The following is a 23,016-nucleotide window of genomic DNA, read 5'->3' as shown; positions in this document are numbered from 1 at the left end:
GGCTTGCGCAATAGTCTCTAAAATGTCGGGTATCTTCCACATCCACTCCCGACGCTTGAGTCCCTCATTTTGTCGCATCTTTTGATCGCAAAACCTTCGCACAGTTTTGCGTGGACCATGCTTTAGATTTTGAGCCGGTAGCGGACATGGCCGTCGCTCTTGCTATAGCTGTCATAGAGCGCACGCGCGCGCTGATTGCCGTCATCTGTATGCCAGTAAAGTCTGGACCATCCGTTGTCCCGGCAGATGCCGATCAGATCATCGATCAAGGCGCGCCCGATACCTTTGCCGCGGATCTCCTCGTCGATGAACAGGTCTTCAAGATAACAGTCTGGCGTCTTCGTCCAGGTGGATTCGTGGAAATGATGAATGGCGAAGCCGACCGGCCTGTCCTGCAGAACCGCAAGGCGCATGGAAAGGCGCGATGCCGGGTCCACAACCCTTTCCCAGGTTCGTTCGGTCACGTCGGCTGGCAGATCGACCTTATAGAAAGCGAGGTAGGCGCTCCACAGGGGCAACCAAGCGTCACGGTCGCCGGTCGTCGCAGCCCTGATGGTGAGCGCCCCAGCCGCTGTCATTCGCCCGCACCCGCGTCGTCGAGGAGTTGCATCATCTCGTCGCTCAGCGTCAGGTCGATAGCACGTTTGAAACTCTCAAGCTGTGAAAGGCTGGTCGCGCTCGCAATCGGTGCGGTTACGGATTTCTTTGCGAGCAGCCACGCAAGAGCGATATCCGCGTGCCGGGCACCCGTTTCCGCCGAGATGGTATCCATTGCCCCAAGAATGGCAAGGCCGCGCGGGTCGAGATAATTGCCAACGCGGTAGGATCGAGCCACGCCTTCGGTATCGGCCTTCGTCCGATACTTGCCAGTCAGGAAGCCCGCCGCGAGACTGTAGTAGTTGATGACGCCGATCTCTTCCTTGGTGCAAAGCTCGGCAAGCGGCCCCTCGAATTTGGAGCGGGTGTAAAGATTGTATTCCGGTTGAAGAACGTCGAAGCGTCCAAGTCCCGTCTGCGCTGCCACCTCGAGTGAAGCCTGAAGCTGGTCGGCGTTGTAGTTGGAGCAGCCGATCGCTCTGACCTTTCCCTCTTCCTTCAATCGAGCGAAGGCTCCGAGTGTTTCTTCGAGAGGTACCGCATCATCCGGCTTATGAGCGAGATAAAGATCGATGTGGTCGGTCTGGAGACGGCGCAACGAGTTCTCCACCGCTTCGGCGATCCATTTGGCGCTGAGACCCGTCTTGCGCTCATTATTATCGAAGCCAACTTTGGTGATGATGATGGCATCCTCGCGCTTGACGGCGCTATGTTTCAACCACTTTCCGATGATTGTCTCGGACTCGCCGCCCTCATGCCCTGGTACCCATGCCGAATAGACATCTGCCGTATCGATGGCGTTGAAACCGGAATCGAAGAAAGAATCCAGAAGCTGAAATGACGTTTTCTCATCCGCGGTCCAGCCGAAGACATTGCCACCAAAAACGATTGGGGCGATGGACAGGCCGGTGCGGCCGAGCGTGCGGTTCTGCATGGATATGCTCCTTTTAGTCTTTCTCGTACCGATGATTTAGCGCTGCATTGTCCGGATGACTATTGAATTTCCGTGATCAAAGCATCTCGCAATCGAAGCAAACGCCCGTCACGGAGAGTGGTTTCGAAATGCGCTTGGCGGTCTTTCAAAATGCTGCATCCATATGCGGCGCAGATGGCGCGCAGAGGCAAATCCAGAGCGTTCCGCAACGGTCTCCAGATCGAGCCGTGAGTGGGAGATCATGTCTTTCGCCAAGTTGACCCGGATCAGATTGACGTAATCCACCACGCTCACGCCCGTATATTCGCGAAACAGACGGGACAGATGCCGAGCGCTGAGGTTGGCGTAGTCCGCCAGTCGGGATAGGGTCCAGTCCAAAGCGGGATTAGCGACGATAGCGTCCTGCGCACGGTGAATGGACGGGTGAATATGGTTGCGCCCGGAAAGCCAGGGCGAGATCTGCGGGTCATTTGCCGTGCGGCGCAAATAAACGACCATGATCTGCGCGATGCGGGCGGCGATCCCGGGGGAAACCAGCTTTGCAACAAGGTGAAGAGTAAGGTCGATGCCGGTGGAAATACCAGCACTCGAGACACGTCGCCCATCCTCCACAAACAACCGATTTTCCTGCACCTTCGCAAGGGGAGCGATGCGTCTGAGATCCGCGATACAGTCCGCATGGGTCGTACACTGGTATCCATCGAACAAACCGGCCTCTGCTGCAATTAACGCGCCGGAACAGATGCTGACGATGGTGGTATCGCTGCGCGCGGTCCGGCGCAGCCAATCGGACAGAATTTTCCGTTCTTGGGCATTTTCCTGCTGGCGAGGGGATGCAAACGAGCTGCCCGAGACGAGGATCATCGCGTCTGACGGAAGTGATTCGGGTAATGCCTCCAGGCCGCAGAGGCCGAGACCGATGGTGGTCGTCTGGTTCGTCTGAGCGGCGACATAATGGCAATCGAAGCGGATCTGCTCCTGTTGCTCATTGGCATAGCGCAGTACTTCCAGAGGCCCGGCAACATCCAGCAAGAGTGTCTGCGGCGGAATGACCACGAACACAGGTATCACTTGTGAATCGTTGCCGGGTATCGAATTCATCAGGCGGCCTTTCTTAGAGCAGCCTGAGGTCGATTGGACGCTCAAAGGCTGCTCTATCTTTTCGAATCTACGTATCGTGCTTTTGTGACAATCGGTTCTGTTTCAGGCCCGTTGCTGGAGGCTTTCAAGGACGTCTGACACTGTCGCGATACGAGCAAATCGTCCCGCCAATACGAGTTCGGTGCGCTTGGCAATGTCGGCAGGTGAGAAGACGTCGCCCGAGGCGTGTGTCATAGGGAAGGTGAGGGTCGCTTCTGTAACGTAATCGACCTTATAACCCAGATCTGACGCATGGCGAGCGGTGGTTTCGCAGCATTGCTCGGTGCGGATGCCGGAGATGATGAGGTGATTGATGCCATGCTGCGTCAGCCAGACTTCCAGTCCTGTCCCCACGAAGGCGGAATGGCGGTGCTTTATGAATGTGACGCTAGGCTGGATGCGCAATCCTTCCAATGGACGAATCAAGCCGCTATCGGCTGAAAAGGCTTTGTCTCCATCGACGTGAAAAATCTGGACGACGGGAACGCCTTTTGCCTCGGCCTCATCGATCAAAGCCTGCTGGGCAGAGAGGTATCGCGCCAGTCCGGTGTCTTCAAAATAGGGCATATGCCGGAAGGATTCCTGCACATCGATAACGATCAGAGCGATAGAAGCGGACAATTTTGTATCTCCAGTTGTCGAATGGATGCAAACTTATTGCCTCAGAAAAAAGGAAGAAACTCCCATCCAAGACGAAAGGAGGACATATCTGGCCATCTTGGCGGGACTCTCAGCCGATCAGGACGCATTCTTTGAATCATGGTCCTCGCAAAACTGGGGGCTGAATTTAGATATCGATGTGTGAGAAAGGAGCTCGGTTTTTGATCCGATACGTATCAGGCAATGCGAAAGATCGCGACATGGTTAGCCGCGGACACGACCCTGACGCGCGCGCCAGTATCCGATCCACGATAACAGGAGTGACGCGCCACTCGCTGCTGCGAAGGCCAGCGGCCATTGCAAAACGGGGTTGCGGAGCATCAGAAGTGCAAATATGCCATAACTCACGAGCAGACATGTTAAGCTGATACTGGTCGCGAGAAAGCGTCCGATACCGCGGAACTCCGGCGCTCTGCGGCAGAAAAGCACAATCAGGATAGCAGCAAGACAGGCACCTGCTATCCTGGCAAGGACCACGGAGATGTCGATGCGGGACCACAACAGCCAAGTGGTGCCAGCATCAAGTGCCGCGCAGAATACCTGCAGAAGAAGAAGACGACCGAGTTCCACGCCGCACCTTGCTGATGATCGGCATCCTTATAGATCGATCGCGTGTTGTTGTCAGCCGTGTCTCAGCGAAGCGCCAACACCCCAAAAAAGGCGGCGGCCACGCCAGCATTCAATCCGGCCAACGTTGCAAGTAGCCCGAGAATAGAAACGCCAGGCGCAGCCATCAGGGCGGCATAGGCAAAAACAGCGATGATAAGAATACCAACAAGCGCGATCGCGAGAGTAGAACGTGTTGCCGAAGCGGTTAAGCCGAGGCCAATTCCTAAAATAAATTCCATGATGCCGCTCCTCCCAAAGCGATAAGACATGGCAACTTCTCCTCAAAAGTCCGCGATGTCTCCTCCAAGGCATGCACTTTCAGTTCTGGAGGCTAGCACAGTGTTACAGTTGTGTGAAAGTTTTAATCGAATTATCCCGAAAATGTTACGGTTTGCGAATCGTAGGGCATCGGTTACCATGCGGCATGAGCGATATCTTCAGTCAGCCCGCACTCAGCAACCTCACCGAATTTTCAGTTTCCGAGCTTTCCGGGTCCATCAAACGGACAGTGGAAACCGCCTTCGATCAAGTTCGTGTTCGAGGGGAAATTTCCGGCTATCGCGGTCAACATACCTCCGGTCACGCCTATTTTTCGCTGAAGGACGATCGCGCCCGTATAGACGCCGTCATCTGGAAGGGTAGCTTCTCGAAGCTAAAATTCCGCCCGGAAGAGGGTATGGAAGTGATCGCTACGGGAAAGATCACCACCTTTCCGGGTTCCTCCAAGTATCAGATCGTCATCGAAAGTCTTGAGCCGGCTGGTGCCGGTGCGCTTATGGCTTTGCTCGAGGAGCGTCGTCGCCGGCTAGCGGCGGAAGGCCTGTTCGATCAGGGACGCAAACGCCGTTTGCCCTATATGCCGCAGGTGATCGGCGTGGTGACGTCGCCGACGGGCGCCGTGATCCGCGATATTCTACATCGTATTTCGGACCGTTTCCCTGTTCATGTCCTGGTCTGGCCGGTCAAGGTCCAGGGAGATGGCTCTGGCGAGGAGGTCGCAAATGCGATCCGTGGCTTCAATGCCTTGTCGCAGGGCGGCGACATTCCCCGTCCCGATGTGCTGATCGTGGCGCGTGGCGGCGGCAGCCTTGAGGACCTATGGAGCTTTAACGACGAGATCGTGGTGAGGGCTGCGGCGGAAAGTGCCATTCCGCTGATTTCTGCGGTCGGTCACGAGACAGATACGACCTTGATCGATTACGCGGCGGATGTTCGCGCGCCAACGCCAACAGGAGCCGCGGAAATGGCCGTTCCCGTTCGGGCCGATCTTGAAGCCCAGCTGGCTGGTCTGGCAGCGCGACTCTCCGGTTCCACGCGCCGGCATATGGACAATCGCGCCCAGGGACTTCGTGCGCTTGTGCGCGCACTTCCCTCGCTCGATCAGCTGCTGGCGCTTCCGCGTCGCCGTTTTGACGAGGTTTCTGCGGGACTTGGTAGAGGGCTTGAGCTCAACACGATGAACAAGCGTCGCAGCTTCGAGCGTGCTTCATCCGGTCTGCGTCCCGATGTTCTCACGCACGGATTGCGCCAGCAAAGGCAGCGGGTCAACGAGCGTATGCAGCGTGCGGAAGCTCTGGTCGAAAGACGCCTTTTGCAGGCAAAGTCGCGGGTGTCGTCATCGGACTCTGCCCTGCGCGCCCTGCCAATGCGCCTCTCCGGCCAGCTCGAGCGGCAGAAAGAACGGTTGCTGGCTTCCGTGCGGCGGGCCGATACCGCCGTTCTGCACCGGATGGCACAGAGCAGATCAGGGCTTGCGGCACATGAGCGCATTCTGCAATCGCTGTCTTACAAGAATGTCCTCAAACGCGGCTACGCCGTCATTCGAGATGAGGAAAACCGGCCGCTCACCCGCGCGGCCTCTGTAACGCCCGGTGCGGTAATTTCGGTCGAATTTGCCGACGGCGAGGTTTCGGCCGTTGCAGGTGCAGATGCCCCGCGTTCAACCGAGGTGGCAGCGGCCCAGCTGCGAAGGAAACCGGTCAAGCCAGTCGCCGGTGATCCCGGCAATCAAGGTAGTTTATTTTAAAGCTGCCGATCCGCTTTTGTTTCAGGAGATTGAGTTGTGAGCACCAGCGTCATCCCTGCTCTGACGGTTACCAATAGTCCAAGGGCTGAAGACATCGCAGCAATTGGCGCTCACCTTTCTGCGTTCAACGATGCCGATGTTGGCCCGGCCGGCAGGGTGCCGCTTGCCGTCATCGTTCGTGGCGAGAACGGCGCGTTGCTCGCCGGGATTAATGGATACACCGCTTGGGGCTGGCTTTATGTGCAGTGGCTCTGGGTTGACGAAAGCCTTCGCGGCCAGCAGATGGCGGGCCGCATGTTGGTGGCGGCGGAAGAGGAGGCGCAGGCGCGTGGTTGTCATTCCGCCTGGATCGATACCTTCAACCCGGTGGCGGAAAAGGCCTACACCCGTCATGGTTATGAGGTGTTCGGAGAACTTCCGGATTTTCCCATCGGGCGCACCCGGAAGTTTTTGAAAAAGCGGCTTTGATCAGCTTCGAATGAAGCTTACTCAGGCGGCCAGTCGCCCGCCGGTCATCGGCTCGGGCGCCCCCGTGGTCGTCGGGAAGCTGATCGGCATGTTGCGCAGCACCCGTACCGCCAGAAAGGCGAAGCATTCCGCTTCGACAGCATCGCCCCGCCAGCCCAGCGTTTCGGCAGGTTGTGCGTCCACACGGGCGCGCTCCGCCAGCATCCTCATCAACGTCGGGTTGTGGCGCCCGCCACCGCTGACGAACAGCCGTTCCGGCCGCTGCGGAAGGAGATCGAGCGCCTTGCCGACGGCAGAGGCGGTGAAGGCCGTCAGCATCGCCGCGCCATCTTCCAGCGAGAGGCCGTCGGCCATGCTCGCGCCGAAGTCGAAGCGATCCAGCGATTTCGGGAATTTTGCAGTGAGATAGGGATGCTGTAGAAGCTTTGAGAGGCGCTCTTCGTTGACTTGGCCCGATGCAGCGATCAGGCCGTCACGGTCCATATCGCCACGTCCATGCTGCTTGATCCAGTCATTGATCGGCGCATTGGCAGGGCCGGTATCGAAAGCGACCACATGGCCTTTGCCATCGCTCCAGGTGACGTTGGCAACGCCACCGAGATTGAGGATCGCGGCCTTCCCATCCTGTGCAACGCCTTTCAGCAGTGCCGAGTGGTAGGCGGCGGCAAGCGGTGCGCCTTGGCCACCGGCGCGAACGTCTGCGCTGCGGAAATCATAAGCCACCTTGGTGCCGAGAAGCTTTGCCATCAATTCCCCGTCACCCAGTTGACGGGTGGCGCCGAGGCGCCCAGGCTGCGGCGCGCGGTGCAGCACCGTTTGGCCGTGAAAACCGACGACGCCGATATCGGCTAGGGAAAGCCCGGCTTCTGCCACGAGATTGGCAACGGCTGCGGACTGGGCGCGGGTCAGCGCTTCCTCGGCTCGACCGAAGATCTCCGGCTCCGGGCCGTCGAAATTCCATTTGCGCGCTTCAGCCAGCGTTTGCTCCAGAAGCTCGCGGACGGACTGGTCGTAAGGCGCCAGCGTAAAGGCACCGAAGCGCTCGACACGCTCTCCATCGGTTTTCAGAAGCGCGACATCGATGTTTCCGTCCAGAACGGTTCCTGTCATCAAGCCAACGGCCCAGATCGGTTCCATGTCGTCTCTCCTCAATGCGTGTTGATCATATCGCCGATGGCAGCCCGCAGGGCAAAAATACCGCTGTCGACATGTCTGCTTGGATGCACCCGGTTGGTAAGAAGGGTCCAGGCGTCGCCCCTGTCGAAATCGACCCAGAGCCCGGTGCCGGTAAAGCCGGTATGGCCGATGACGCTGTCATTGCAAAGCGCACCACCCGACCAGCCATCATAGGGGCGTTCCCAGCCATGGGTGCGCTTTGCCGAAAGCGGTTGCCGCATCAGCTGGACGACGGGATCGCCAGCTTTATTACCGTCCAACAGCGATTTTGCATAGTCGAGAACAGCGTCCACCGTGCCGAACAGACCGGCATGGCCAGAGCCTTGCAGCGCGTAACAATTCTCGTCATGCACCTCGCCGCAGATCATCCGGTTGCGCCAGGCGCAGAACTCAGTGGCGGCGGTTTGTGCGGGGTCGCCGTGAAAGGCAAAGCCAGGCCCGGCATCCATCTCGCGGATGCGCTGGCCCGTCAGCCGTTCCAGAGCGATGCCGAGTAGGATGTAATTTATGTCCGAATAGGCGGGCTCACTATCGCGCCATTCGCGCTGAAGGACGAAGGCGCGCAGGCGATCCGGATCGTCGCCATAGGTGTAGATCGGTTCGACCGCCGGAAACGGTGTCTGATGGCCCAGGCACTGGCGGAAGGTGACCTTTCGTTCCCAGCAATCGGGCGCGTATTGGCGGAAATCGGGAATGAGCGTGGTGATGGGGCTGTCGAGATCGATGATGCCGGCGACGGCCAGTTCGAGGATCTTGCGGGTGGTGAAGATGACCTTGGTCAAAGAGGCAAGGTCGAACCAGGTATCGAGCGTCATCGGACGTTCGCCACCGACCTTTTGCGCATGGCCGATCGCCCTTGTCAGGCGGTGGCCGTTATGGTCGATCATGCCGAAGACGCCGCCCGGAATACGGCCCGCATCGACGGCCTCTTTCAGCAGGTCAAAACCAGCGTCGAAAGGGCTCAGGAGTGGTGAGGATGGGTCGACCATGAATGCTTCCTCATCAGTTCGTTGCCGCCGTTTCGAGCTTCACGCGATGGTCTTCGCCAAAATATTGCCAACGCGATGGCTGAGGCTCATACCCTTTAGGACGCAGCAATGTCGGCACGGCCTCGGTATTGAGTTCAAACCTCTCGCGCCGCCGTTCCATGGTCGGCACCGCTGCAATCAGCTTCTTGGTATAGCTGTGTTGAGGATTCGACAAGACGGAGCGGGCGTCGCCGATTTCGACGATCTGGCCCGCATACAGAACAGCAACGCGGTGGGCGATGCGTTCCACCACGGCCATGTCGTGGGAAACGAAGAGATAGGCGAGATCGCGCTCCTTCTGCAGATCGATCAGCAGATCGAGCACGCGGGCTTGAACCGAGACGTCGAGGGCTGAGACCGCCTCATCCAGCACCAGAATGGATGGATCGAGCATCAGGGCGCGGGCGATGCACAGGCGCTGGCGCTGGCCGCCGGAAAACTCATTTGGGTAGCGGGTAAGACTATCGGCGGGAAGACCGACGCGATCGAGAAGCGCTGTCATGTGCGACGTGAGGTTACGGTCGATCCGCATTCCTGCGGCGATAACCGGCTCGGCCAGCAGGCTTTGCACATCGAGGCGCGGATTGAGCGACGCATAGGGGTTCTGGAAAACCATCTGCATCGGCTTTTGTGCTTCGGTGGGTTTAACCGAATTCGCGCTGAACGATCCGCGGATGGGCTTGACCAGACCCAGCAGGGCGCGGGCAGTGGTGGATTTGCCCGATCCGCTTTCACCGACGACCGCCAGCGTTTCACCCCGGCATATTTCGAAATCCACCGCTTCCACCGCATGGATGGCGCCTGCGGGGCGGCGTAAGAGCCCGGTGGTTGTCGGGAAGCGAACGGTCAACTCCTTGACCGCGAGTGCTGCAGGCTGATCGGCGTGTTTCAATCGCGGCGAGTCGGTGCGGACATGCTGGCCGTTGGCAAAATGCGGGACGGCGTTCAGCAGATGCCGCGTGTAGCTGTGCTGCGGACGGTCGAGAATGTTGTCCGTCTTTCCCTGCTCGACCACCTTGCCCGATTGCATGACGAGCACGCGATCGGCAATACCGGCAACCAGCCCGAGATCATGGGTGATAAAGATCAGGCCGGTGCCGGTCTCGCGTTGAAGCTCGGCGAGAAGCGCCATGATCTGTGCTTGGACCGAAACATCCAGCGCGGTCGTCGGCTCGTCGGCGATGAGAAGGCGAGGGGAGGCTGCGAGCGCCATCGCGATCATCACCCGCTGCAGCATTCCGCCCGAAAGCTGGTGCGGATAGTAACCAAGGCGTCTCGCCGCATCGGGAATGCGCATCCGGTCGAGCGCGCGAAGTGTCTCGGCACGCGCTTCTGTCCCGCCCCTGCCTTGCAGGCGAAAGACTTCCTCGATCTGCTTGCCGATGGTGAGAACCGGATTGAGCGAGGTCATCGGCTCCTGAAAGATCATGCCGATCTCCGACCCTCGGATGCGCTCCATGCGCCCAGTGTCCAGAGTGGCGAGATCTAGCGTCTTTCCATCTGCGAGCGACAGATCGATCCGACCACTGGTGATCCTGCCGCCGCTGTAGTCGATGAGTCGGTTGATCGAGAGCGCGGTGACGGATTTGCCGGAGCCGCTTTCGCCGACGATGGCAAGTGTTTCGCCTGCATCGAGAGTGAAGCTGACGCCTTCGACGATGGGCTTGATGGCATTGCCGCGACCGAAGCCGACGCTGAGGTTTTGAACCGAAAGAAGTTGTGTCATGAGGCCACCCGTCGCATGCGGGGATCGAGCAGGTCGCGAAGCGCATCGCCCAGAAGGTTGAAGCCGAGAATGCCGAGCATGACGGCGAGACCGGGGAAGATCAGCAGCCAGGGCGCCATCTCCATCAGGTTGATGCTATCGGCCAGCATCAGGCCGAGCGAGGAGTCCGGCGGCTGCGTGCCAAGGCCGAGAAAGCTCAAGCCCGATTCCGTGAGGAGCGACCATGCCAGTGCCAGCGTCACCTGCACAGTCAGCGGCGCGACCAGATTGAGCATCAGGTGCCGGGTGAGGATATAGGATGTGGAACTGCCGAAGGTGCGCGCCGCATCCACAAAATCGCGCGCCTTGATCGACAGCGCCGGCCCGCGCACCACGCGGGTGAAGATCGGCGTATAGACAAAGGCAATGGCGAGGATACTGGTGAAGGTTCCGGGGCCGACGACGGTGATGAAGAGCAGCGCCAGCAGGATCGCCGGGAAGGCAAGCAGAACATCCATCAGCCGCATGACCACACCATCCCACAGACGCCCGACCCATGCGGCAGTCAGCCCCAGAACGGTGCCGATGACGGCGGCGATGCCGACGGAGGAAAAAGCGACGAGGAAGGACTGGCCGATGCCGATCATCAACCGGCTGAGTACGTCACGCCCGAACATGTCGGTTCCCATCCAGTGCGCGGCACTTGGGCCTTGCAGGCGGTCGATTCGAAACTGTTGCAGCGGATCGTAGGGCGTCAGCCCAAGCCATGCGGCAAATGCCAGCAACAGGTAGATGAGGACGATGGCCGCGCCGACGCAGCCGCTCGGGTGGCGAAGGAGGCGGGAGATCAATGATGTCATGACCGGCTCCCCAGGCGAATGCGGGGATCGAGCGCCACATAGGCGAGATCGACGAGGAGGTTGACGATCATGAAGTTGAGCGCGGTGAACAGCACCGCACCCTGAACCAGCGCATAGTCACGCTGAAGAATGGCCTCGAGCGTCATGCGTCCAAGACCGGGCAGCGCAAAAATCTGCTCGACCAACACTGCGCCGCCCAGGAGATAACCGAACTCGACACCGCAGAGCGTGATGACCGGGATCAGCGCGTTCGGCAGGGCGTGCCGCCAGATGACGTTGCGACGTGCCACACCCTTGCTGCGGGCGGTACGCACATAATCGTCGCTCAGCACATCAAGCATGGCCGAACGGGAAATGCGCGTGACGGAGGCAGTGAAGGACAGCCCAAGTGTCAGCGCCGGGAAAAACAATTGTGAGAGATTGGCGATCGGATCCTGCGTGAAGGGCACATAATCGCCCATGGCTGGCAGAATGCCGAAGCCTGCCGAGAGGATGTAGATGATGCCGAGGCCAAAGACGAAGCTCGGGGTCGATTGGCCGATCATGGCGAAGATGCGCACGCTGAGATCCGAGCCCCGGCCATTGCGAGTGGCGGCAAAGACGCCGAGCGGTAGGCCAAGGACAAGCGCAATCGCTACCGAAAGGCAGGCGAGTTCCAGCGTCAGAGGGAAACGCTGGAGGATAACGTCGAGTACCGGCTTGCCATAGGTGACCGAGAGGCCGAGATTGCCTGAGACGACGCCAGAGAGCCAGCGGCCATATTGCACGAGCCAGCCCTGATCGAGGCCGAAATAGGCGGACAGTGCCTGCTTCTGCTCCGGTGTCAGAAGCCCGGCTTCCGTGCCGAGCATGGCAGTGATGGAATCGCCGGGGACGAGGCGGATGGCGACGAAGACCAGAACGGAGACACCCAGCATCACCAGCGGGAATGTCACGAGACGTCTTAGCAAGTAGGTCATTTCGTCATCCGCCTCATGCACGCATTACTTCAGGGTGACCTTGGCAAGGCCGAAGAGCGAACCGTCCGGTGTCGCCACGAAGTTTTCGACATTCTGCTGCTGGGCCATGTAGGAATAGCCGGTGTAGAGCCAGATCCATGGCGAGACTTCGGCGAGGTGCTTGTCGAAGGCGGCGAAGATTTCCTTGCGCTTGGCAATATCGGTTTCGACACGGCCTTTTTGCATCAGATCATCCAGCGTGTCGTCGATATAGTTCGCGACCTTCTGAAGGTTTCCGGCCTTGGTCCAGTAGCGGTTATACATGGTGTAGGGGTCGGCCCGGCCGCCATTCAGCGCCACCGCCATGTCGAAATCACCCTTCAGCCACGTGTCGACATAGACGTTGAGCTCCATCATCTTGATGTCGAGATTGATGCCGATTTCCTTCAATTGCGACTGGATGACCTGAGCTTCGGCAGCTGCGGTCGGCGGTTCACCAGTGGCGGCAATCACGGTTGCGGAAAAGCCGTCCTTCAGCCCGGCATCGGCCATCAGCTTCTTCGCCTTTTCCAGATCCTTCTTGTAACAGAAGAGGCTGTTTGGATCGGAGCGATAGAGCGGCATCGTCAGCGGCCCGGTGACTTCGCCTTCGCCAAGCAGAGCCGTATCGAGAACGTCCTTACGATCGATGGCGCAGGAAATCGCCTGGCGCACGGCAAGCTCTGTCATCGGCTTACGCGAAGGGTTGAGCTGCAGTGCGTGGTACGAGAGAACCGGCTTGCGGTTCAGCGTCAGCCCGGAAACTTTCGGCACGAGGGTCGCAACCAGCGGGTCGTTCAACAGGGCGAAATCCACCTTCTTGGCGCGTAGCGCCGCAAGAATGGCGTTTTCATCCGGCAGCACGCTGATGTCGATGCCCTCGACGCCCACCTTGCCGCCGGCCCATTCGGCATTGGCTTTCAGCACTTCCTTCTGGTTCGGTTCCCACTTTTCCAGCTTGAACGGACCGCTGCCGATGGCAGCCGTACCGATCTTGCCAGCGGTAATTTCGGAAGCCGGAACGATGGCCGCATTGACGCTGCCCATAGCGGTGAGCAACGGCACATCCGGCTGCGACAGATTGAAGACGACCGTCGCAGCATCCGGCGTATCGATGCTGGCAATCGAGAGATAGTTGGCGCGTGCGGATGCACCCGTCGCCTGATCGAGGATGCGCTCAAAAGAGGCTTTTACGTCTGCCGAGGTCACGGCTGCGCCATTGTGAAACTTGGCTGCTGGATCGAGCTTGAATGTCAGCGTCTTGGCGTCGGGAGAAAATGTCCATTCCTTGGCGAGCGCCGGCACCACCTTGAGATCGCCATCCAGGCGGACAAGGGGTTCGTAAATCAGTTCCAGCAGGCGGATGGAGGAAAAGGCCGTCTGCTTGTGCGGGTCGAGGCCTGTCGCATCCTGTGCCCATGCCATTTTCAAGGTGGCGGCAAATCCGGGTGCGGCGGTGGCTGTCAGAAGGCTCCCGGCGATTGCCGCACAAGCCAGCCATTTTCGAGCGATCATCGTCATGCTTATTCTCCCTCTGGTTGGCCGATCCCGTCCTTTTCAAACGCCGGGTATGCAGCACGTCTTGCGTTCAATTGGTTGATTCAGTCAGCGCCTTGCGCAAAAATCCGTCATTGCGAACCAGCGCGGCTTCGGCCTCTTCCCGATTTAATCCGCTCAGAATCATCAGGATTGCGAGCTTCACATTGTTGCCGCTGACCGTCAGTTGATCTTCCGCAATGTCCGCCGAGCACCCCGTTGCCTCCATGATGATACGGATCGCGCGGGCGCGCAGCTTCTGATTGCTGATGGTCAGATCGACCATCAGGTTCTCGTAAGTCTTGCCGATGCGGATCATGCTGGCGGTCGTCAGCATGTTCAAGACGAGCTTCTGCGCCGTGCCGGATTTCAGCCGAGTCGATCCGCTCACAACCTCCGGCCCGACGACGGGCGCTATGGCGATATCGGCCATGTCCGCCAGCGTCGAATGCGGGTTGCAGGTGAGCGACACGGTCTTTGCGCCGATGGATTGCGCATAGGTCAGCGCGCCCACGACGTAAGGGGTGCGCCCACTGACGGCGATGCCGACGACCACGTCCTTTGCAGAAAGATCGATCTCCGCTAGATTGCGCTTGCCTTCCTCCACGTCGTCCTCTGCGCCTTCGACCGCATGCAGAATGGCGCGTGGGCCACCGGCAATCAGGCCGACAACCATACCTTCCGGCACGGAAAAGGTGGGAGGGCATTCGGATGCGTCAAGCACGCCAAGGCGCGCGCTGGTGCCGGCGCCGATATAGATCAGCCGTCCACCGTTGCGAAAGGCGCGAACGATCTCTTCGACGGCTTCAGCAATCTGAGGAATGACGCGAGCGACCGCCGCTGGAACCAGCGCATCGTCACGGTTCATCACCTTCAGGATTTCTTCCGTTGGAAGCAGATCGATCGACATGGAATTTGGATTGCGAGCTTCAGAAACCAGCTGCTCAAGTTCCGCCATCAGGTGCAGGTGCGACATGGATCCTCACTCGATTTTTTAACAGATTACGATCGTATATTCCACATGTCAATCAATGCTGGAATATATTATTCCATTCAAAGCGGCGAGAGATTCACCGGGATTGCGTTCAGGATGACAGGCGTTTTGCCAGGATTATGGCACCGGAAACGGCGTCGCCATCTGCTGGTTTCAGCCGCTTGCGCACGTCGGGAGCAAGCCACGGCTCCAGTGGCCCTGAGAGGCCACCAAGCAGGGTGACGGCTGGTGCGCCATACTCGATGAGGCGGCGCACGAGCCCGTCTATATGTCCAGCCCCGGATTGAACGATCTGCCGGGCTGCCGGGTCTCCATGATCGGCGTGACGCAGGACAAGGGGCGCGAGGGTCGCGTAATCTGTCGCGGTTGCCTTATCCATCCAGCCAACGATATTCGCGGGGAGGTTATCGAAGCGGTTCAAAACTTCGGAGAGAAGCGCCGTCTTGTCGCGCCGCCCATCAAAGGCCATGAGCGCGGACTGGATCGCCTTCAACCCCATGTCGGCCCCACTGCCTTCGTCGGAGATCGGGAAGCCGTATCCACCTGCCCGTTTTTCTTCGCCTCCGACCAGTGCGAGCCCAATGGAGCCGGTCCCTGCAATGACAATCCCGCCATCACGACCCGAATGAGCGCCAAGGCATGCGGCAGCACCATCGGAGGTGAAGCATATGTCGGCAAAGGGATGGGGTAGGGCTTGCAATTGTTCGCGGGAGCCCGCACGCGTCAGGCCAGCAATACCGATGCCAGCCATGACATTCGGCGCGCTGGAAGGATCAAGCCCTGCCTCTTCGGCCGCACCCGTCCAGGCGCGAAGTACGGAGGCCCATGCGTTGGATACGCCAAGACGCGTCGTAGCCGGGCCTGACAATCCTTGCCCGATGATGTGACCACCTTCGTCAACGATCCTCGCCCGGCAGCCGGTGCCGCCTCCATCGACGCCGAGATAAAGTCTCTGATCGCTCCTCGGCTCAGTCATAGGGACACGCGACGAATATTGGCGCCGCATTGGGCGAGCTTTCGGTCAAGCTGCTCATAACCGCGATCGAGGTGATAGACGCGCTTGATGTTAGTCTCACCCTGCGCGGCAAGTGCCGCAAGCACGAGGCAAACCGAAGCGCGCAGATCGGTTGCCATCACCGGCGCGCCCTTCAGGGATTGCTGTCCACGAACCGTCGCGACGGAGCCATTGAGCGCAATGTTCGCGCCCAGCCGGGACAATTCCGGCACATGCATGAAGCGGTTTTCGAAGATGGTTTCGCGGATGACGCTGGCACCATCGGCAATCGAGGCCATTGCCATGAACTGCGCCTGCAAGTCCGTCGGGAAGCCTGGGTAAGGCTCGGTGGTGAAATCAGCAGGCTTGATGCGCTCACCGCCTTCGACCACGACGCCACGATCACCGGGCCAGATGGTAGCGCCCATACCTTCCAGAACCTGCAGGACCGATGAGAGATGCTCCATGCGTGCGTTGACAAGCTCGATGCGACCGCCCGTTATCATCGCCGCTGCCGCATAGGTTCCGGCCTCGACGCGATCCGGAATGGCGTGATGGCTTGCCGCTCGCCAGCGCGTGCTTCCCTTGACCAGAAGCCGATGCGTGCCAGCGCCCTCGATCTCCGCACCCATGGCAGAGAGACAGGCGGCAAGATCGACGACTTCCGGTTCACGCGCCGCATTGAGGATTTCGGTTTCGCCGGTGGTGCAACAGGCCGCCATCAATGCCGTTTCGCTGGCACCGACGGAAGGGCCGGGCAGGACGACACGGGCACCTTTAAGTCCATTCGATGCCGAAGCAACGATATAGCCACCTTCCACCGCAATCGTCGCGCCAAGGGACGAAAGAACTTTCAAGTGCATGTCGACGGGTCGTGCGCCAATGGCGCAGCCGCCGGGCAACGACACCCGCGCAGAACCGAAACGGGCCAGCAGTGGTCCAAGCACGAGGATAGAAGCGCGCATCTTGCGAACGGTCTCATAATCGACTTCGCCCGGCGTCACGTTTTGCGCATTGATGAGGGTGCCGCCCGCATGTCTTTCGACCCCGGCACCATAAAGTGAAATGATGCGCAGCATGTTGTCGACATCCGACACCTTCGGCAGGTTCGTCAGTTCAAGGGGATGCGGGGAGAGAAGGGCGGCGGCAATTTGCGGCAGTGCCGCGTTCTTGGCGCCCGCAATCGGAACCGCGCCATCAAGCCTCGTTCCGCCGGTGATATGCAGCTCATCCATAAAAGACCTTCCGGGTCAAAACTGATGCTGAAATCTGGATAGCCAATCATAAGATAAGCGCTATAATATTCCAGAGAATTTTTGATTTACGAATATCTTATTCCGGTCGGAGGAACGCGATGTCCGTGTTGAAGGTCATCCAGGCGAAGTTGGAATTCATGACGGATGCGGAGCGTCAGATCGGCCAGTTCATCGTCGACGATCCCGATCGCATGGTGCAGCTTTCTTCCGCCGAATTGGCTGCAGCAACCGGTCGCAGCCAGTCCAGCGTGGTGAAATTTTCGCAGAAGATCGGCTATGACGGCTATCAGCAGCTGAAACTGGCCGTAACGAAAGCAAAAGCGCAAGAATGGCGCGTGCCATCCGGGATGATCCACGGCACGATCGATGCGGGCGACAACTTCGTCACCATCCAGCAGAAGCTGGTGGCGAGCAAGGTTTCCGCCATGCAGCAGACGATGGAGGTGAATGCCGAAGACGCGGTCACCGCGGCGGTCTCGGCTATCGCGTCGGCAAGGCGCATCCATCTCGCCGGCATTGGCGCGTCCTCGCTGGTGGCACGTGACTTTTCCTACAAGCTTCTGAAGCTCGGGCTTGTCGCTTTGATGGACCGCGATCCGCATGTGCAGATGGCGAATGCCGCTTCGCTCAACCACCGCGACGTTCTGTTCGCGATTTCCCAATCCGGCTCCACCAACGAGACCATCCGGCTTGCGGAACTGGCGAAAAAGGGCGGTGCGACGGTGGTGACGCTGACAGGCCTGCACGGCAACAAGCTCAGCCAGATTGCCGATATCACTCTCCACACCGTTGCGGACGAGGAGCGCGTACGGTCCTCTGCCATCACCTCGCGTGATGCCCAGCTTGGGATCTGCGACTTGGTGTTCCTGCTGCTTATCGCCAAGATCCCCGGCGCCAATGAGGCCATTCATGCCAGCGAGGCGGCGGTCTCGGTTCTCAAATCCTGAGTCGTTCTACTTGATGGCGCCCGCCGTCATGCCGTTGATGAACTGTCGCGACAGCGCGATGTAGAGGATGATGATCGGCAGGGCCGAAAGCGTCAGACCGGAAAACAGCACGCCCCAATCGGTGCCGAACTCGCCCATGAAGGCGGTCAGTCCTTGCGGCAGGGTTTTCAGATTGTTGTTCTGGATGAAGATCAGTGGGAAGAAGAAGTCGTTCCAGATCGGCACGACATTCTGGATTGCCGCGATCACCATGGCAGGTCGGACCAACGGCAGCATGATCGACCACATGATCCGCGCTTCATTGGCGCCATCCATGCGGGCGGCATCCTCAAGCTCGTTCGGCAGGCTGCGGATGAAGCCGGTCAGGATGAACACCGTCGTCGGCAGGCCGGTTGCGACATAGATGAAGATCAGCGACAGCCGTGAGTCGATCAGGCCAAAATCACGCATCTGAATGAAGAGCGGAATGATGGCGAGTTTCAGCGGTAGGGTAAGCCCTGCCAGGAAAAACAGCAGTATGAAGCCTGAACCGCGAAACTCGTAACGCGCGATGGCGTATGCCGCCATGGTGCCGAGGATCAGGATCAGCGCGATGGAACTCGCCGTGACGATGAGCGAATTGCTCATATAGAGCAGGAAGTCCGTCTCGTTCCACACGCGAAGAAGACTTTTGACATTGGTGAAATCGGGAATGGAGAAAGGGGACTGGAAGATTTGCGCATTGGTTTTGAAGGCGGAAAAGAACATGATGACGATGGGTGTCAGCATGACGATGCTGTTGCCGATCAGCAGAATCTGGATCAGCCCATCCCAGCCATAGGTGCGGAAGCTGCCGCGGTCGATCCCCTTCCTCATAGCTGGATCTCCCGTCTGCGCAGTCTGACTGTAATGACGCTGGAGACCACGGCGATGAACAGGAAGATCAGCACCGCAAGCGCGCTGCCGGGCCCGAAGTTCTCAGCGGACGCGGACATGCTGCCGAAGGCGGTGCGGTAGAAGTAAAGCCCGAGCACATCCGTAGCCTCGTGCGGATTGCCGTCCACACCGGCCATGATGAAGGGCAGCTCAAACCAGTTGAAGGCACCGACGAAGAGCAGGGTGAACACAACTGTTGCTGAAGGAGCCACCAGTGGCCAGACGATCTTGCTCATCTTCACCCATTCGCTTTCGGTCTCCATGCGCACGGCATCGAGAATCTCCGACGGGATGCGCTGCATCCCGGCGAGGAAGACCAGCGTCGGGAAGCCGACCATGTGCCAGGCATTGGCAACGATAATCGCCATCAAGGCGGTTGAATCCTGGCCCAGCCAGGGCTGTGCCAGGCTGCCAAGCCCGACGGCCCTGAGACTCGCGTTCACTGCGCCGAAGAGCGGGTGATAGAAGAGCTTCCACAGAAGGCCAACGATGACGGTGGAAAGCACCACTGGCAAAAAGACGGCGATGCGGTGGAAGCGCGCGCCCCACAGGTCGCGCCACAGGCAATAGGCGAGGATGAAGCCAACGCCGTTTTGAAGCACCATCAGGGCGAAGAAGACGAAGATATTGTGCTTGAAGGCGTTGATGGTGCGCTCAGAGAACGGATACTCGAACAGCACGCGGTAAAAATTATCGAACCAGACGAAGTCGCCGCGGACAAGCCCTCTCCATTCATAGAAGGCGTAAGCGAAAGCCGAGAGGATCGGATATACGAGAAACAGGCACATGAAGGCGATCGGCGGGACCACAAGGGCCGCAATCCAAAGTCTTCTGCCTGTCAACTTGCTGGACATCATCGACACTATCCCAACGGCCATCGATCGGTGGAGTGGGCCGCTCCGGTTAAGGAGCGACCTGTGAGAGCATCGTCAGTGAAGGCGGTTCACCGGCAGTGCTCTCGAGCTTTGCGAAACGTGAGAGGCTGAACTTTTGGAAAGCCCGGCTAAAGTCCGATCACTTCTTGAACGGAGCATACCAGGCAGAGAGACCATCGGTCATCGACTTGCCGACTTCGGCCGGTGTAGCCTGCCCGTTCAGCATCTTCGAAACGCCCGCTTGGATAAGGTTCGAACCCGTCGGTTCGCCGTAGCGGAAGTTGACGAGCGTCATGTAGGGGATCGAATCTTTGTTGAGCTCGGCAACCTCGGCGAGCAGAGGGTTGTCGAAGGTAACGCCGGGAACGGCTGAAACGTTGTTCAGACCGTTGGCGAAGGCCTGTCCGAAGTCCTTGCTGGAAACGTAGTTCAGGAACTTCAGCACGGCCTCCGGGTCCTTCGGTTTGGCGTTGCCGCCGAAGCCGGAATCATAGAAGAGGCCAACCAGTTTCTCATCTTCCGCCTTCAGGCCGGGGGCGGCGAAGACACCCATCTTCAACTCCGGGTTCTGTTTAGCGAAGTTAGCAAGCTCGAAGGAGCCGCCAGCGAACATGCCGGCCATGCCGGAGGTGAACAATTGCTGCGCGGACGCATAGTCCAGACCGACAAAGCCATCCGGAAAATACTGCGAGATTTCCTTGAGCTTGGTCAGCGCTTCGACATAGCGCTTGTCGTTGAAGTCGGTCTTGCCGGCCATAAGGTCGGCATAGAAAGCCTTGCCCATGATGGAGGACGTGAGTGCGGAAACGATGGTCTCATTCTGCCAGCCGGTTGCCGTGCCATTGGCAAAAGGCATCACGCCCGCTGCCTTCAGTTTCTCGCAAGCAGCGATGAACTCGTCCCAGCTCTTGGGCTCGATAATGCCGTTCTTCTCGAAGATCTCGGTGTTGTAGATGACGAGCATGGTCTGGCTTGCGGCGGGAACGGCATAGAGCGTCTTGTCTGAGCGCATCGTTGCGGAGGCAAGAGCCGGTTCCGAGAAGCCCTTCAGTGCTGGGATCTTCGTATCGTCCAGCGGCATCAGGTAGCCAGCTCCCGCCAGGCTTTCAATGCCGCCATAGGTACGGGTCATCATCAAATCCGGCCCCTTGCCACCGGCAAGCGCGGTGGAAAGGACGGTATTGTAGCTGGTTGCCTCGAAGGCCTCGAACTTTACCGTAATGTCCGGGTTCGCTTTATTGAAATCGGCGAAGAACTTTTCATATTCGGCCTTATCTTCCTGGCGCCATGTCCAGAAGGTCAGGTCTGCGGCAAAGGTTGCGCTGGCCGAAAGCATGGTGCTGCAGGCAATGGCCGCTCCAATTAGAAATCGTTTCATCTGTTCCTCTCCTTCTTTTTTGGTTGATGCGAATTACCCGATTACACCGCAAGTCGCTGCGATGTTTCACGGCTGAAGTAATGGACCTTCTCAGGCTCGACGCTGATCGTCACCGGTGTGTCAGGTGCATATTGCGTATCCGGCCCGCAACGTACCGAGACGGGTGCGCCATCACCCATCCGCACATAGACGTAGGCGCTATCGCCGAGATATTCGGTGTAGACCACCTGTGCAGCAAAGCCCTCCTGGCTCGTATCCGACGAGATCGACATGGCGTCCGGTCTCACACCCATCAACAACGCGCGCTCCGGCGATGACGGCAGGCGTGGCAGCGAGATCTGGCCAATGCCGGGGGCGATGAGCCGGTTGCCGTCTCGCTCCACATTCAGCATCGCCATGCGTGGAGAGCCGATGAAGTTGGCGACGAAAACATTGGCTGGTGTTTCGTAAAGCTCGCGCGGCGACCCGAACTGCTCGATCCGACCGCCATTCATCACAACGATCCGGTCGGCCAGCGTCATGGCTTCCACCTGGTCATGGGTGACGTAGATCGTGGTTCCGCCAATCTCCCGGTGCAGACGAGCAATCTCAAGTCGCACCTCGGAGCGAAGTGCAGCATCGAGGTTGGAAAGAGGTTCGTCCAGCAAAAGAAGCTGCGGCTTGCGCACCAGCGCCCGGCCGATTGCGACGCGCTGACGCTGCCCGCCGGACAATTCGCGGGGCTTTCGCTCCAAAAGGGCCTCCAGCCGCAACATGCGAGCAGCTTCACCGATCCGCGCTTCGACCTCAGGCTTGCTGAGACCCATCAGCCGCGCACCGAAGGCCATGTTCTCATAGACGTTCATATGCGGATAAAGCGCATAGGACTGGAATACCATGGCGATGCCGCGTCGTGATGGCGCGATCTCGTTCATGCGCTTATCGTTCAGCCGGAATTCGCCATCGGTGATCGGATCGAGACCGGCGATCAGCCTAAGAAGTGTGGATTTTCCGCAGCCGGATGGTCCGACGAAGACGATCAGTTCCCGGTCATTCACATCGAGATCGATGCCATGAAGAACCTCGACAGCCTTGAAACGCTTCTTGATGCCGCGCAGTGACAGTTGAGCCAAGGTCAGAACTCCATTTCGCTCAGGACGTGCCGCTCTGCGGCGTGCTTGAGATCGCTTCGTCTATCGCCGCGATTGTCTTCGCAGCATCAACATGATGAATGCTGTGCCAGCCGAGCCGGCGCGATGTTGCGATGTTTTCCAGCGTGTCGTCGATGAAAACGATCCGCTCTGGCGAGACCTGTTCGCGGTTCTGAACCGCGAGATAAATCTCTTCGCCCGGCTTTTCCATTCCCATCTCATGGGAAAGGTAGCACGCATCGAACAGTTCGGCGCCGAGCATGGTTTCGATGATGTGGCGCCAGTGAATGGACTGGGTGTTCGACAGGCAGACGACGCGATGGCTGGATTTCAGTGTACGGACGTAATCCACCATGCCGTTAAAGACGCCCTCAAGGAGAGCGGTTTCCGCTTGCAATATCTGCTCAGCGGTCAGCCCATACATCTCGGACGCGCGATGCAGATAGGTATCTTCGTCGATCTGGCCGAGGCGAAACTGCATGTTGAGGTGAAGCAGGTTTGTGTTTGCCTGGTCAGTCGAAGACCATCGCCCGCCCGCTGCGAATGCGGCCTTGCGCTTTTCGACATTCAATTCGATAAAGACGCCGCCGACATCGAAGACGATGAGCTTGTCGTCGCTGTGCCTCTCCGGCTTGATCACCACATATTCTCCGCAGGAAAACCCTATAATGCGAAGGAAAAACGCGCTACGCCCTTCTACGGATTTCACATTGGCAAAAGCTGCGGGAATTATCAATTCCTTATTTTGTTAAAGTTCAGAATAAAATATTTTCCCGCTGATGAGCAAATACAGCATCGCCGGCATTGGGGG

General features: G+C 58.8%; 22 protein-coding genes. 3 read left to right on the top strand and 19 right to left on the bottom strand.

The genetic code is table 11. The features are described from left to right. Positions 1–122: 122 nt before the first annotated feature. The 5 genes from QZ862_RS01590 to QZ862_RS01570 form a co-directional block, all read right to left on the bottom strand. Positions 123–578: a GNAT family N-acetyltransferase gene (locus QZ862_RS01590; RefSeq protein ID WP_296097097.1), complete on the bottom strand. Its 456-nt coding sequence runs from the start codon at positions 576–578 to the stop codon at positions 123–125. Next, entirely contained in the window at positions 575–1,531 is a 957-nt protein-coding gene (locus QZ862_RS01585; protein WP_296097094.1) for an aldo/keto reductase, read from the bottom strand. The genes QZ862_RS01590 and QZ862_RS01585 overlap by 4 nt, the downstream gene beginning before the upstream one ends. 108 nt (positions 1,532–1,639) lie before the next feature. Beyond that, complete coding sequence (locus QZ862_RS01580; RefSeq protein WP_296097092.1) at positions 1,640–2,632, bottom strand: GlxA family transcriptional regulator; 993 nt, start codon at positions 2,630–2,632, stop codon at positions 1,640–1,642. Between the two features lie 102 nt (positions 2,633–2,734). Continuing rightward, complete coding sequence (locus QZ862_RS01575; RefSeq protein WP_296037546.1) at positions 2,735–3,292, bottom strand: isochorismatase family protein; 558 nt, start codon at positions 3,290–3,292, stop codon at positions 2,735–2,737. A gap of 671 nt (positions 3,293–3,963) precedes the next feature. Beyond that, positions 3,964–4,179 carry a hypothetical protein gene (locus tag QZ862_RS01570; RefSeq protein ID WP_296097089.1) on the bottom strand — a complete coding sequence of 72 codons (216 nt, stop codon included), beginning with the start codon at positions 4,177–4,179 and terminating at the stop codon, positions 3,964–3,966. A 185-nt stretch (positions 4,180–4,364) separates the two neighbouring features. On the opposite strand from QZ862_RS01570, the gene xseA reads away from it, so the two are divergent. Continuing rightward, the gene (gene xseA, locus QZ862_RS01565; RefSeq protein ID WP_296097086.1) at positions 4,365–5,966 is read left to right on the top strand and encodes an exodeoxyribonuclease VII large subunit; all 1,602 of its coding nucleotides are present in this window, start codon (positions 4,365–4,367) and stop codon (positions 5,964–5,966) included. Positions 5,967–6,002: 36 nt separating this feature from the next. After that, positions 6,003–6,434, top strand: coding sequence for a GNAT family N-acetyltransferase (locus tag QZ862_RS01560; protein ID WP_296097082.1), 432 nt, complete (start codon positions 6,003–6,005; stop codon positions 6,432–6,434). Between the two features lie 21 nt (positions 6,435–6,455). Here the strand turns inward: QZ862_RS01560 and QZ862_RS01555 are convergent, their stop codons facing one another. The 9 genes from QZ862_RS01555 to murA all read right to left on the bottom strand — a co-directional run bounded on the left by QZ862_RS01555 (position 6,456) and on the right by murA (position 16,939). Continuing rightward, positions 6,456–7,571: an anhydro-N-acetylmuramic acid kinase gene (locus QZ862_RS01555; protein ID WP_296097079.1), complete on the bottom strand. Its 1,116-nt coding sequence runs from the start codon at positions 7,569–7,571 to the stop codon at positions 6,456–6,458. 11 nt (positions 7,572–7,582) lie between these two features. Beyond that, positions 7,583–8,599 carry a serine hydrolase gene (locus QZ862_RS01550; protein WP_296097076.1) on the bottom strand — a complete coding sequence of 339 codons (1,017 nt, stop codon included), beginning with the start codon at positions 8,597–8,599 and terminating at the stop codon, positions 7,583–7,585. A gap of 13 nt (positions 8,600–8,612) precedes the next feature. After that, the gene (locus tag QZ862_RS01545; RefSeq protein ID WP_296097073.1) at positions 8,613–10,364 is read right to left on the bottom strand and encodes an ABC transporter ATP-binding protein; all 1,752 of its coding nucleotides are present in this window, start codon (positions 10,362–10,364) and stop codon (positions 8,613–8,615) included. Continuing rightward, positions 10,361–11,203, bottom strand: a complete 843-nt coding sequence (locus tag QZ862_RS01540; RefSeq protein WP_296037531.1) for an ABC transporter permease — start codon at positions 11,201–11,203, stop codon at positions 10,361–10,363. Before QZ862_RS01540 ends, QZ862_RS01545 begins: the two co-directional genes overlap by 4 nt. After that, a complete protein-coding gene (locus QZ862_RS01535; protein ID WP_296097070.1) occupies positions 11,200–12,162 on the bottom strand; it encodes an ABC transporter permease in 963 nt (320 codons plus the stop codon). Before QZ862_RS01535 ends, QZ862_RS01540 begins: the two co-directional genes overlap by 4 nt. A 24-nt stretch (positions 12,163–12,186) precedes the next feature. Further along, a complete protein-coding gene (locus tag QZ862_RS01530) occupies positions 12,187–13,695 on the bottom strand; it encodes an ABC transporter substrate-binding protein (RefSeq protein ID WP_296097116.1) in 1,509 nt (502 codons plus the stop codon). Positions 13,696–13,768: 73 nt separating this feature from the next. Beyond that, entirely contained in the window at positions 13,769–14,692 is a 924-nt protein-coding gene (gene murQ / locus QZ862_RS01525) for an N-acetylmuramic acid 6-phosphate etherase (RefSeq protein WP_296097066.1), read from the bottom strand. 109 nt (positions 14,693–14,801) lie between these two features. Continuing rightward, positions 14,802–15,686, bottom strand: coding sequence for an N-acetylglucosamine kinase (locus QZ862_RS01520; protein WP_296097063.1), 885 nt, complete (start codon positions 15,684–15,686; stop codon positions 14,802–14,804). Continuing rightward, complete coding sequence (gene murA, locus QZ862_RS01515; RefSeq protein ID WP_296097060.1) at positions 15,683–16,939, bottom strand: UDP-N-acetylglucosamine 1-carboxyvinyltransferase; 1,257 nt, start codon at positions 16,937–16,939, stop codon at positions 15,683–15,685. Before murA ends, QZ862_RS01520 begins: the two co-directional genes overlap by 4 nt. Positions 16,940–17,058: 119 nt before the next feature. Here murA and QZ862_RS01510 point away from each other — a divergent pair, with 119 nt between their 5' ends. Beyond that, complete coding sequence (locus tag QZ862_RS01510) at positions 17,059–17,907, top strand: MurR/RpiR family transcriptional regulator (protein ID WP_296097057.1); 849 nt, start codon at positions 17,059–17,061, stop codon at positions 17,905–17,907. 6 nt (positions 17,908–17,913) lie between these two features. Here the strand turns inward: QZ862_RS01510 and QZ862_RS01505 are convergent, their stop codons facing one another. The 5 genes from QZ862_RS01505 to QZ862_RS01485 all read right to left on the bottom strand — a co-directional run bounded on the left by QZ862_RS01505 (position 17,914) and on the right by QZ862_RS01485 (position 22,845). Beyond that, positions 17,914–18,762: a carbohydrate ABC transporter permease gene (locus tag QZ862_RS01505; RefSeq protein WP_062445176.1), complete on the bottom strand. Its 849-nt coding sequence runs from the start codon at positions 18,760–18,762 to the stop codon at positions 17,914–17,916. Then, entirely contained in the window at positions 18,759–19,679 is a 921-nt protein-coding gene (locus QZ862_RS01500; protein ID WP_279872988.1) for a sugar ABC transporter permease, read from the bottom strand. Before QZ862_RS01500 ends, QZ862_RS01505 begins: the two co-directional genes overlap by 4 nt. A 157-nt stretch (positions 19,680–19,836) precedes the next feature. Then, on the bottom strand, positions 19,837–21,075 hold the full coding sequence (locus QZ862_RS01495; RefSeq protein ID WP_296097055.1) for an extracellular solute-binding protein: 1,239 nt from the start codon (positions 21,073–21,075) through the stop codon (positions 19,837–19,839). A 41-nt stretch (positions 21,076–21,116) separates the two neighbouring features. Then, positions 21,117–22,187 carry a sn-glycerol-3-phosphate ABC transporter ATP-binding protein UgpC gene (gene ugpC / locus QZ862_RS01490; protein WP_279872986.1) on the bottom strand — a complete coding sequence of 357 codons (1,071 nt, stop codon included), beginning with the start codon at positions 22,185–22,187 and terminating at the stop codon, positions 21,117–21,119. Positions 22,188–22,206: 19 nt separating this feature from the next. Further along, positions 22,207–22,845 carry an HAD family phosphatase gene (locus tag QZ862_RS01485; RefSeq protein WP_363315893.1) on the bottom strand — a complete coding sequence of 213 codons (639 nt, stop codon included), beginning with the start codon at positions 22,843–22,845 and terminating at the stop codon, positions 22,207–22,209. Between the last annotated feature and the right edge of the window lie 171 nt (positions 22,846–23,016).

Source organism: uncultured Agrobacterium sp. (assembly GCA_913777615.1).
Taxonomy (GTDB): domain Bacteria; phylum Pseudomonadota; class Alphaproteobacteria; order Rhizobiales; family Rhizobiaceae; genus Agrobacterium.
The sequence above is the reverse complement of the archived record's forward strand: the minus strand, read 5'-3'. Positions and strand labels throughout refer to the sequence as shown.

Coding starts and splice junctions, on each gene's coding strand:
- QZ862_RS01590 (WP_296097097.1), bottom strand. CDS start 578: ATGACAGCGGCTGGGGCGCTCACCATCAGGGCTGCGACGACCGGCGAC.
- QZ862_RS01585 (WP_296097094.1), bottom strand. CDS start 1,531: ATGCAGAACCGCACGCTCGGCCGCACCGGCCTGTCCATCGCCCCAATC.
- QZ862_RS01580 (WP_296097092.1), bottom strand. CDS start 2,632: ATGAATTCGATACCCGGCAACGATTCACAAGTGATACCTGTGTTCGTG.
- QZ862_RS01570 (WP_296097089.1), bottom strand. CDS start 4,179: ATGGAATTTATTTTAGGAATTGGCCTCGGCTTAACCGCTTCGGCAACA.
- xseA (WP_296097086.1), top strand. CDS start 4,365: ATGAGCGATATCTTCAGTCAGCCCGCACTCAGCAACCTCACCGAATTT.
- QZ862_RS01555 (WP_296097079.1), bottom strand. CDS start 7,571: ATGGAACCGATCTGGGCCGTTGGCTTGATGACAGGAACCGTTCTGGAC.
- QZ862_RS01550 (WP_296097076.1), bottom strand. CDS start 8,599: ATGGTCGACCCATCCTCACCACTCCTGAGCCCTTTCGACGCTGGTTTT.
- QZ862_RS01545 (WP_296097073.1), bottom strand. CDS start 10,364: ATGACACAACTTCTTTCGGTTCAAAACCTCAGCGTCGGCTTCGGTCGC.
- QZ862_RS01540 (WP_296037531.1), bottom strand. CDS start 11,203: ATGACATCATTGATCTCCCGCCTCCTTCGCCACCCGAGCGGCTGCGTC.
- QZ862_RS01535 (WP_296097070.1), bottom strand. CDS start 12,162: ATGACCTACTTGCTAAGACGTCTCGTGACATTCCCGCTGGTGATGCTG.
- QZ862_RS01530 (WP_296097116.1), bottom strand. CDS start 13,695: ATGATCGCTCGAAAATGGCTGGCTTGTGCGGCAATCGCCGGGAGCCTT.
- murQ (WP_296097066.1), bottom strand. CDS start 14,692: ATGTCGCACCTGCACCTGATGGCGGAACTTGAGCAGCTGGTTTCTGAA.
- QZ862_RS01520 (WP_296097063.1), bottom strand. CDS start 15,686: ATGACTGAGCCGAGGAGCGATCAGAGACTTTATCTCGGCGTCGATGGA.
- murA (WP_296097060.1), bottom strand. CDS start 16,939: ATGGATGAGCTGCATATCACCGGCGGAACGAGGCTTGATGGCGCGGTT.
- QZ862_RS01510 (WP_296097057.1), top strand. CDS start 17,059: ATGTCCGTGTTGAAGGTCATCCAGGCGAAGTTGGAATTCATGACGGAT.
- QZ862_RS01505 (WP_062445176.1), bottom strand. CDS start 18,762: ATGAGGAAGGGGATCGACCGCGGCAGCTTCCGCACCTATGGCTGGGAT.
- QZ862_RS01500 (WP_279872988.1), bottom strand. CDS start 19,679: ATGATGTCCAGCAAGTTGACAGGCAGAAGACTTTGGATTGCGGCCCTT.
- QZ862_RS01495 (WP_296097055.1), bottom strand. CDS start 21,075: ATGAAACGATTTCTAATTGGAGCGGCCATTGCCTGCAGCACCATGCTT.